General features: G+C 67.9%; 10 protein-coding genes. 3 read left to right on the top strand and 7 right to left on the bottom strand.

The window, feature by feature from the left end; translation table 11 throughout:
- A partial coding sequence (locus tag N177_RS11890) for a transposase (RefSeq protein ID WP_040485694.1) occupies positions 1 to 162 on the bottom strand: 162 nt, incomplete at its 3' end.
- Positions 163 to 414: 252 nt separating this feature from the next.
- Between N177_RS11890 and N177_RS11895 the strand changes: the two genes are divergently transcribed.
- Entirely contained in the window at positions 415 to 1,317 is a 903-nt protein-coding gene (locus N177_RS11895; protein ID WP_040485695.1) for a helix-turn-helix transcriptional regulator, read from the top strand.
- Positions 1,318 to 1,334: 17 nt separating this feature from the next.
- Here the strand turns inward: N177_RS11895 and fdhD are convergent, their stop codons facing one another.
- The 6 genes from fdhD to N177_RS11925 all read right to left on the bottom strand — a co-directional run bounded on the left by fdhD (position 1,335) and on the right by N177_RS11925 (position 8,553).
- Positions 1,335 to 2,180, bottom strand: a complete 846-nt coding sequence (fdhD, locus tag N177_RS11900; protein ID WP_152527908.1) for a formate dehydrogenase accessory sulfurtransferase FdhD — start codon at positions 2,178 to 2,180, stop codon at positions 1,335 to 1,337.
- Positions 2,177 to 2,425 (bottom strand): formate dehydrogenase subunit delta, encoded by a 249-nt coding sequence (locus N177_RS11905; RefSeq protein ID WP_023432584.1) that lies wholly within the window; start codon positions 2,423 to 2,425, stop codon positions 2,177 to 2,179. Before N177_RS11905 ends, fdhD begins: the two co-directional genes overlap by 4 nt.
- A 28-nt stretch (positions 2,426 to 2,453) precedes the next feature.
- Complete coding sequence (gene fdhF / locus N177_RS11910; RefSeq protein WP_023432585.1) at positions 2,454 to 5,312, bottom strand: formate dehydrogenase subunit alpha; 2,859 nt, start codon at positions 5,310 to 5,312, stop codon at positions 2,454 to 2,456.
- 112 nt (positions 5,313 to 5,424) lie between these two features.
- On the bottom strand, positions 5,425 to 6,981 hold the full coding sequence (locus N177_RS11915; RefSeq protein ID WP_023432587.1) for a formate dehydrogenase beta subunit: 1,557 nt from the start codon (positions 6,979 to 6,981) through the stop codon (positions 5,425 to 5,427).
- Positions 6,978 to 7,463: an NADH-quinone oxidoreductase subunit NuoE family protein gene (locus N177_RS11920; protein ID WP_023432588.1), complete on the bottom strand. Its 486-nt coding sequence runs from the start codon at positions 7,461 to 7,463 to the stop codon at positions 6,978 to 6,980. The genes N177_RS11915 and N177_RS11920 overlap by 4 nt, the downstream gene beginning before the upstream one ends.
- A 127-nt stretch (positions 7,464 to 7,590) precedes the next feature.
- Complete coding sequence (locus tag N177_RS11925) at positions 7,591 to 8,553, bottom strand: LysR family transcriptional regulator (protein ID WP_023432589.1); 963 nt, start codon at positions 8,551 to 8,553, stop codon at positions 7,591 to 7,593.
- Between the two features lie 94 nt (positions 8,554 to 8,647).
- Between N177_RS11925 and N177_RS11930 the strand changes: the two genes are divergently transcribed.
- Both N177_RS11930 and N177_RS11935 read left to right on the top strand, forming a co-directional pair.
- A complete protein-coding gene (locus N177_RS11930; RefSeq protein ID WP_023432590.1) occupies positions 8,648 to 8,875 on the top strand; it encodes an ABC transporter solute-binding protein in 228 nt (75 codons plus the stop codon).
- Position 8,876: 1 nt separating this feature from the next.
- A partial coding sequence (locus N177_RS11935; protein ID WP_040485696.1) for an iron chelate uptake ABC transporter family permease subunit occupies positions 8,877 to 9,241 on the top strand: 365 nt, incomplete at its 3' end.

Genomic DNA, 9,241 nt, shown 5'->3' on the forward strand with positions numbered 1-9,241 from the left:
CTTGGCGTCGGACACGTCCATCCCGCCGTACTTCGACTTCCAATTGTACAGCGTCGCCTCGGAGACCCCGTGCTTGCGGGCGAGATCGCCCGTCTTCGCCCCCGCCTCATGCTCGCGCAGAACCGCGATGATCTGCTCTTCCGTGAACCGCTTCCGCTTCATCCGTCCGTCCCTTCCCTCGGGCCGGACTCTAATCGCTTCTGGAGGAAAAACTCAGTGGCAGGTCACCGGGATGGGCAAATCTGGCCGAATCCGGACCGACTGCTCGGTTCCGGATCGTGGCAGGAGGAGGCATCGTAAACGGGCGGAAGATCGCGTCCTTCCGGCGCTCGCGAACCTGCCAGCCGATGAAGAACCCGAGACCCGAGCGCTGTGGCTTTACTCCGGGATGCCTTTGCACGCATATCGGCAACGATGGCTCGACACGCTCCGGATTACCTGACCACCAAGGAAGTCGCCGATCTGCTTCGGCTGAAGGAGCGCCGCGTCTACGATCTCGCGGCGGCCGGCGAGATCCCGTGCACCCGCGCGGTGGGCAAGCTCCTGTTCCACCGGGTCGAGATCGAGGCGTGGCTCGCTGAGAATGCCACGGGACGGGGGGCGGCTCCGCGGGCACGGCCACAGGTGCTGCTGGGGAGCCACGATCCCCTTCTCGATTGGGCGGTGCGCGAGTCGGGGTCCGGCATCGCGACCTTCTTCGACGGCAGCTTCGACGGACTGGACCGGTTCGAGGCCGGCGGAGGCATCGCGACGGGTCTTCACTTGCGCACGGTGTCGGGCGAGGAGTGGAATGTCCCTTTCGTGGAGGAGCGCTTCGCCCACGCGAACGCGGTGCTCGTGGAGTGGGCATGGCGTGATCGCGGCTTCCTCGTCGAGGCGGGCAATCCGAAGGGGATCGGCGGCGTCGAGGACCTGGCGACCGCGAGGGTCGTGCCGCGCCAGCCCCAGGCGGGCAGCCAGGCACTCCTCGAGGAGCTGCTGCGCGAAGCGGCAATCGATCCCGAGACGATCGATTTCGTCAGGCCCGCCCGGACGGAGAACGACGCGGCCGCCGCAGTGGCCGAGGGACGGGCAGACGTGGCGCTCGGCCTCCGGTCGATCGCACGGCAGTATCGCCTCGAATTCGTTCCGGTGACACGGGAACGGTTCGACCTGCTGGTGGACCGCGCATCATGGTTCGAGCCGGCCTTCCAGCACTTCCTCGCTTTCGTTCGCTCGGCCTCCTTCCGCGAGATGGCGGAGGCGAGCGACGGCTACGATCTCGGCGGCGTGGGCCAAGTCCACTTCAACGCGGGCGGCGGACGCACCGGGCCCTGAGGTCGCTCCGGCTCCACTTACTGGGAGATCCGGTCGCCCCGGGTGAAGATCTCGAAGCCGTCATCCCGTGCGACCGCGACGAGGGTGATGCCGGCCGCCTCGGCGGTCCGTATGGCCAGCGCCGTCGGGGCCGAGACCGCCATCAATACCGGCGCTCCCAGAACCGCCGCCTTCTGCACAATCTCGACCGAGACGCGGCTCGTGATGACGGTGATGCCTCCGGCAGCCGGAAGTCTATGCCGTGCCATCGCCCCGACGAGCTTGTCCATCGCATTGTGACGTCCGAGATCCTCGCGGACGATTCCGAGCCCGGCCTCGGGGCTCCAGAACCCAGCGGCATGGACGGCTCGCGTCGCCTGGTGAAGGGGCTGCGACTCGCCCAGTGCGGCCATGGCGGTCATCAGTTCCCAGACGGAGAATCGGGCAGTGCTGCCCACCTGCCGCGGCACGGGAAGCACCTCCGCGAGGCTCTCGACGCCGCAGAGGCCGCATCCCGTCGGCCCCGCCATCGTCCGGCGGCGCTCGGCGAGGCGTGCGCCGCAAGATTCGCTCACCCAAAGCCGCGCCTCGATGCCGTCGTCGAGGGGTATGATCTCGATCGATTCGATATCGTCCGGCGACGTGACGAGGCGCTCGGTCAGGCTGAAGCCGACTGCAAAATCCTCGAGGTCGTCGGGCGTCGCCATCATCACGGCCTGCGTCGCGCCATTGTAGGTCAGCGCGATCGCCGTCTCCTCCGGCACCGCCCGGTCGCCCCCCGGCCTGATCCCGCTCCGCCAGGCTGTCCTGGGCACCACCGCCTTCGTGGCGGGCAGCCGCACGGGCCGCTCGTCCGCCACTGTCAGGGCCGTTGCCGCGCTCATGCGGCTCGCGTCGCGTCGGCGCCGGGCCATGCCTTCATGACGAGAGGGTCCAGTCCCTCCCCGCCCGCCCTGATGTGGGCGTCGAGCTTGCGGCGCATGTGCATCGTCCAGAAGTCCTTGATGTGCCCCGCGATCCCCGGCACGGCCTCGTCTTCGGGATAGGCCCCGAAGAAGGCCGCGATCTGGTTCGCCATGCGGATCAGGTCGGCGAGATCCTCGCCGCCCACGAAAGTGGCCGTGTTCATCGCGCCCGTTCTCCTCCGGTCATGCCCGTCACTCGGCCGGCTCGACGGCGGCGCGCCGGTAGTTCGTCTCGTAGAGGTTCTCGAGCTCCATCTGCCACTCCGAGGGCTGGTTCGAGCGCGCGACCTGCACGGCCGTCACCTTGTATTCCGGGCAGTTCGTCGCCCAGTCGGACTGGTCGGTGGTGATGACGTTCGAGCCGGAGGTCGGGTGGTGGAACGTCGTGTAGACGACGCCCTGCGGCATGCGCTCCGAGATCATCGCCGGCAGGGTGACGGCGCCCATCCGGCTCTGGATCGAGACCATGTCGCCGTCGGCAATGCCCCGCTCCTCCGCGTCGAAGGGGTGGATCTCGAGGCGGTCCACCTCGTGCCAGCGAGAATTCTCGGTGCGCCGCGTCTGCGCGCCGACATTGTACTGGCTGAGGATGCGGCCTGTCGTCAGGATCAGCGGGAACGAACGGTTCGTGCGCTCCTCGGTCGGCACGTACTCTGTGATCATGAATCGGCCCTTGCCGCGCACGAAGCCCGCGACGTGCATGGTCGGCGTGCCGTTCGGTGCCGCATCGTCCACCGGCCACTGCATGGAGCCTTCGCGGTCGAGCCGCGCGAAGCTCACGCCCTTGAAGGTCGGCGTCAGCCGGGCGATCTCGTCCATGATGTCGGACGCGCTGTCGTAGTGCATGTTGTAGCCCATCGCGCGGGCGAGCCGGCAGACCGCGTCCCACTCGGCCATCCCGCCGTTCTTCTCCGCCATCACCGGCCGCACGCGGTTGATGCGCCGCTCGGCGTTCGTGAACGTGCCGTCCTTCTCGAGGAACGACGTACCGGGGAAGAAGACGTGCGCATAGGCGGCGGTCTCGTTAAGGAAGAGGTCCTGGACGACGATGCACTCCATCGCCTCGAGCGCTGCCGTGACGTGGCGCGTGTTGGGGTCGGACTGTGCGATGTCCTCGCCCTGCACGAAGAGCCCGCGGAACGAGCCCTCGACGGCGGCCGCGAACATGTTCGGGATCCTGAGGCCCGGCTCCGGCGAGAGCTTCACGCCCCAGTCGCCCTCGAAGAGCGTGCGCACCTTGTCATCGGAGACGTGGCGGTAGCCCGAGAACTCGTGCGGGAAGGAGCCCATGTCGCAGGAGCCCTGCACGTTGTTCTGGCCGCGCAGCGGATTGATGCCGACGCCCTCACGGCCGATGTTGCCGGTCGCCATCGCGAGGTTCGCCATGGCCATCACCATGGTGGAGCCCTGGCTGTGCTCCGTCACGCCGAGGCCGTAATAGATCGCCGCATTGCCGCCGGTGGCGTAGAGGCGCGCCGCCGCACGGACATCATCGGCCGGAACGCCCGTCTTCTCCTCCAGTGCCTCCGGCGAGTTCCGCTCCTCCGCGACGAAGGTGCGCCAGCGGTCGAACTCCCTGGCCTCGCACCGCTCTGCCACGAAGGCCTCGTCGACGAGGCCTTCCGTCACCACGACGTGGGCGAGCGCGTTCATCAGCGCGACGTTCGTGCCGGGCCTGAGTTGCAGGTGGTGGGACGCCGCGACGTGGGGCGAGCGCACGAGGTCGATGCGGCGGGGATCGGCCACGATCAGCTTCGCGCCCTCGCGCAGCCGCTTCTTCATGCGCGAGGCGAAGACCGGGTGCCCGTCGGTCGGATTCGCGCCGATGACGAGGATGACGTCCGACTGCTCGACCGACTTGAAGTCCTGCGTGCCGGCGGAGGTGCCGAGGGTCGTCTTCAGGCCGTAGCCCGTCGGCGAATGGCAGACCCTGGCGCAGGTGTCGACGTTGTTGTTGCCGAAGGCGGCGCGGATCAGCTTCTGGACGGCGTAGACCTCCTCGTTCGTGCAGCGCGACGAGGTGATGCCGCCGATCGAGCCCTTGCCGTGCTTCTCCTGGATCGTCCTGAAGCGCTGGGCGGCGTAGTGGATCGCCTCGTCCCAGCTCACCTCCTTCCAGGGATCGGTGGTCTTCTCGCGGATCATCGGCGTCGTGACGCGGTCCTTGTGGGTCGCGTAACCCCAGGCGAAGCGGCCCTTCACGCAGGAGTGCCCCTCGTTCGCGCCGCCGTCCTTGTGGGGCACCATGCGGATGACCTGGTCACCCTGGAGCTCAGCCTTGAACGAGCAGCCGACGCCGCAATAGGCGCAGGTCGTGAGCACGCTCCGGTTCGGCACGCCGTGCTCGTGCACCGCCTTTTCGCGCAGCGTCGCGGTCGGGCAAGCCTGCACGCAGGCGCCGCAGGAGACGCACTCGGAGCCGAAGAAGTCGTCGGCCATGATGCCGGCGGAGACCTTGGAGTCGAAGCCGCGGCCCTGGATCGTCAGGGCGAAGGTGCCCTGCACCTCCTCGCAGGCGCGCACGCAGCGGGAGCAGACGATGCATTTCGAGGAATCGAAGGTGAAATAAGGGTTCGACTCGTCCTTCGGGTCGGCGCCCGCTCCGAAGTGCTTCTCGCCCTCGAAGCCGTAGCGCACGTCGCGCAGGCCGACCTCGCCCGCCGTGTCCTGCAGTTCGCAGTCGCCGTTCGCGGCGCAGGTCAGGCAGTCGAGCGGATGGTCGGAGATGTAGAGCTCCATCACGCCGCGGCGGATCTTCTCGAGCCGCTGCGTCTGGGTCTTCACCTTCATGCCCTCGCGCACCGGCGTGGTGCAGGAGGCCGGTGTGCCGCGGGCGCCCTCGATCTCCACGAGGCACATGCGGCACGAGCCCCAGGCATCCAGCATGTCCGCGGCGCACAGGCTCGGCACTTCCTGGCCGACCTGACGCGCAGCACGCATGACGGAGGTGCCTTCGGGCACGCTGACCTTGATGCCATCGATCTCGAGGGAGACCATCGTGGCGGCCTTCGACTTCGGCGTGCCGAAATCGGGCTCCTTCAGGATTGCCATGGTTCCACTCCTGGAATTCGGTTCTGGTCGGTTGCGGTTGCCCGCCACGGGCGGGACCCGGCGGTGGGGAGCAAGGGGGAAGCATGGAGAGAGGTCATGGAGAGCCTCCCCCTCACTCCGCCGCCACCCGGGAGGGCGTTCTGTCGAAGTCCTCCGGGAAGAGGCGCATGGCGCTCAGGACGGGCATGGGCGTGAGGCCGCCCATGGCGCAGAGCGAGCCGTCGGTCATGACCTGGCAGAGGTCGTCGATCAGCGTGATGTTCCTCGCGACGTCCTCGCCGCGCAGGATCTTCTCGACGGTCTCCTTGCCGCGGATCGCGCCGATGCGGCAGGGCGTGCACTTGCCGCAGCTCTCGATCTCGCAGAACTCGAAGGCGAAGCGCGCCATCTCCGCCATGTCGACCGTGTCGTCGAAGACCACGATGCCGCCATGGCCGAGCATCGCGCCCGCCTCGGCCAGCGCCTCGTAGTCCATCGAGGTGTCGAGCATCGCGTTGTCGACATAGGCACCGAGGGGGCCGCCGAGCTGAGCGGCACGGAAGGGACGGCCGGAAGCCGTTCCTCCGCCGAAATCCTCGATGAGCTCGCGGATCGTGATGCCGAACGCCTTCTCGACGAGGCCGCCGCGTTTGACATTTCCCGCGATCTGGAAGGGCTGCGTGCCGTGCGAGCGGCCGACGCCGTAGTCCTTGTAGAACTCCGCGCCCTCCGCGAGGATGATCGGCACGCTGGCGAGCGACAGGACGTTGTTCACGACGGTCGGCTTGCCGAAGAGGCCGGAGATCGCCGGGATCGGCGGCTTGACGCGCACCGTGCCGCGCTTGCCCTCCATCGACTGCAGCATCGAGGATTCCTCGCCGCAGATATAGGCGCCGGCACCCCGCCGGACGAACATGCGGAACGGCCTGCCGGATCCGGCGACATCGTCGCCGAGGAGGCCGGCATCCTCGAGGACCCGGATCGCCGCCTTCATCGTCGCGATGGCGTGGGGGTATTCGGAGCGGATGTAGATGTAGCCCTCGCTCGCCCCCACCGCGAGCCCGGCGATCGTCATGCCCTCGATGAGGCAGAACGGGTCGCCTTCCATCATCATCCGGTCGGCGAAGGTGCCACTGTCGCCTTCGTCTGCGTTGCAGCAGATGTATTTCCGGCCGTCGGGCAGTTCGGAAACCGTCTTCCACTTGATGCCGGCCGGAAAGCCCGCCCCGCCCCGACCGCGGAGACCCGAGTCCGCGACCGTCTGGACGATCTCGGCCTTCGACATCGCCGCAGCCTTCCTGAGGCCTTTCAGACCGCCATGAGCCTCGTAGTCGGCGAGGTCGAGGGGATCGACGATGCCGACGCGGGCGAAGGTGAGCCGCTCCTGGCGCCTCAGATACTCGATCTCCTGGGTCGGCCCCAGCGCGAGCCGATGGCCGTTTCCGCTCAGGAAGCCCACCTCGAACAGTGACGGGACGTCGTCGGGCGCGACGGGGCCGTAGGCGTGCCTGATGCCACCGACATCGACCTCGACCAGCGGCTCGAGCCAGAACATGCCGTGCGAGCCGTTGCGCACGAGGCGGATGTCGAGGGAGCGTGCCATCGCCTCCCGGGCCACCGCCGCCGCGACCTCGTCGGCCCCGACGGAAAGGGCGGCCGAGTCCTTGGGAACGTAGACGGTGATCGTCATGCCCGCGCCTCCCGGATCGCCCGGTCGAGCCGCTCCTCGGTGACGCGGCCGACCGGCCTGCCGTTGACCATGGCGGCCGGCGACAGGGCGCAGTTCCCCAGGCAGTACACCGGCTCGATCGTGATGCCGCCGTCGGCGCTCGTCTCGCCGAGCGTCACCCCGTGACGCCGGCAGATCCGCTCGATGAGATCGAGCGCGCCCATCGACTGGCAGGCCTCCGCGCGGCAGACCTGCACCCTTACCGTGCCGCCGGCGGTCTCATGGAAGTCGTGATAGAAGCTGACGACCCCGTGCACCTCGGCCCGCGAGAGGTTCAGCGCCTTCGCGATCGTCGGCAGGATCACCTGCGGCACGTGGCCGACCTCTTCCTGAAGATCGTGCAGGATCTCCAGAAGAGCGGCGGGGTCGTTGTGGTGACGCGCGCATGCGTTCTCGGTCGCCGTGACCAGGTCGAGGGCATCGTCGAGAAATGGGTTCGTCATGGGGCGTTGCGGCCGAAGCCGTCTCCTCTTTCCTCGAGACGACTGTCGCGGCCTAGGCCTTCCCCCGCAAATCGTTTCTCTCTATGGCGCCATAGTTGTACTGAATGCATAAAACTACAGCACCTTTTCAGGCGAGCCGCTGCGCGAACGGCTCCGGGAGCTCGAAGGTCCGTGCCGTCTCGAGGAGCGAGGCGACGACCGGGGGAGGCGGATCGCGGTCGTAGGCGACGATCCCGACGGAATACTCCGCCTGCGGCTCGACCAACGGCACCGTCCGGATGCGGTCGGCCCGGTCGAAGACGAGAAGGAAGTGCTCGGGAAGAATGCAGGCGAGACCGTGCAGCCGGATGTGGGAATAGAGGCTGACCACGGAGTTCGACTCGATCTCCGGCTCCGGCGCCCGGCCTAGCCTGGCGAAGATCGCGTCCACGATCCGGCGGTTCTGCATGTCCGGGCTCAGGAGGCCGAGCGGGTGGATGGCGGCCTCCGCCCACTCGACCTGCGCGCGCTCCGCCAAGGGATGGTCGTCGCGAACGAAGAGCCGGTAGCGCTCCTTGTAGAGCGGCACCCTGATCGCCCGCCCGATCGGCTCGTTGTCGAGATAGGAGACGCCGGCGTCGATCGAGAAGTCGCTGATATTGCGCAGGATCTCGCGAGAGGTCTGCGAAAGCACCTGGAAGGTGATCAGCGGAAAGCGCTCGCGAACGGCATTGGTCAGCACCGAAACGGTCGGCAATGCCGAAGGGATGACGCCCAGGACCGCACGGCCGGCGAGTTCCCCCTTCAGGGCCGCCAGCTCCTGTTCCAGGGCCGAGCAGTTCTCGAGGATCGAGTGCGCCCACTTGAGCACACGTTGACCTTCCGGCGTCAGACCCTCGAAGCGCTGGCCACGCTTGACGATGGACACGCCGAGCTCCTGCTCGAGCTGTCGGATGCGGCCGGACAGGGTGGGCTGCGTGACATGGCAGGCCGCCGCGGCACGGGTGAAGTGCTTCTCGCGGGCGAGCGCCGCGAGGTACTGGAGCTGCCGGATGTCCATCTTCGCGGAGGGCGAGGCCTTGATCGCAGGAGGTGTGAGCCTCAGTATCATTCCGACTGCAGTTTTATGCAATTCATTATCGCCAACGGCTGCTCGCTCACCCGTTGAAGACGACCATTCCGAGTTCGTCGAGACCATAGCCAGGGTGCATGTCCGCGCGACGCCGGAACGTTTCGTCGCGCCCCAGTACCCCTTCCCGTGGATCGATTTCCCGCCGTCGGTGAACCGCGTGCTGGGCGTCCGATGGCTCGCCGCCGTCCTGTACCCCGACCTCTTCCCGCAGCCGCTGGAGGAGGTGACGCGGGAGTTCTACGAGCTCTTCTACATGAAGGAGTTGACGGAGGAGGAACTGGCCCGTCTCCTCAACCCCTGACATGGCCTCGGGATCGCACACAATCGGCGAACGGCAAGGGACGCGCGCCCGCCGGCGCGGCGCGAAGGGCGTGTGGCTCGGCCTCCTCGCCCTCGCGGCGGCGTGCCTCCTCGCCTTCTCCCTGGGCGCGTATCCCGTGACCGCAGGCGATCTCGCGAGCTGGGTCTGGTCGCGCATCGCCGGAGTTCCCTCGGGACTCGACCGCTCGGCCGAGCTCGTCATCACCGGGATCAGGGGGCCGCGGGTCCTCGTCGCGATCGTCGTCGGCGGGGCGGCGTATCAGGGGCTCTTCCGCAACCCTCTCGTCTCGCCCGACATCCTCGGCGTCTCCTCCGGCGCGGCCCTCGGCGCGGTGACCGGCATCGT

The organism is Lutibaculum baratangense AMV1, from assembly GCF_000496075.1.
GTDB classification, from domain to species: Bacteria; Pseudomonadota; Alphaproteobacteria; order Rhizobiales; family Tepidamorphaceae; genus Lutibaculum; species Lutibaculum baratangense.

Bases quoted from the DNA above. Each gene is read 5' to 3' on its own strand.
- N177_RS11895 (WP_040485695.1), top strand. From the start codon at position 415: ATGGCTCGACACGCTCCGGATTACCTGACCACCAAGGAAGTCGCCGAT.
- fdhD (WP_152527908.1), bottom strand. From the start codon at position 2,180: ATGAGCGCGGCAACGGCCCTGACAGTGGCGGACGAGCGGCCCGTGCGG.
- N177_RS11905 (WP_023432584.1), bottom strand. From the start codon at position 2,425: ATGAACACGGCCACTTTCGTGGGCGGCGAGGATCTCGCCGACCTGATC.
- fdhF (WP_023432585.1), bottom strand. From the start codon at position 5,312: ATGGCAATCCTGAAGGAGCCCGATTTCGGCACGCCGAAGTCGAAGGCC.
- N177_RS11915 (WP_023432587.1), bottom strand. From the start codon at position 6,981: ATGACGATCACCGTCTACGTTCCCAAGGACTCGGCCGCCCTTTCCGTC.
- N177_RS11920 (WP_023432588.1), bottom strand. From the start codon at position 7,463: ATGACGAACCCATTTCTCGACGATGCCCTCGACCTGGTCACGGCGACC.
- N177_RS11925 (WP_023432589.1), bottom strand. From the start codon at position 8,553: ATGATACTGAGGCTCACACCTCCTGCGATCAAGGCCTCGCCCTCCGCG.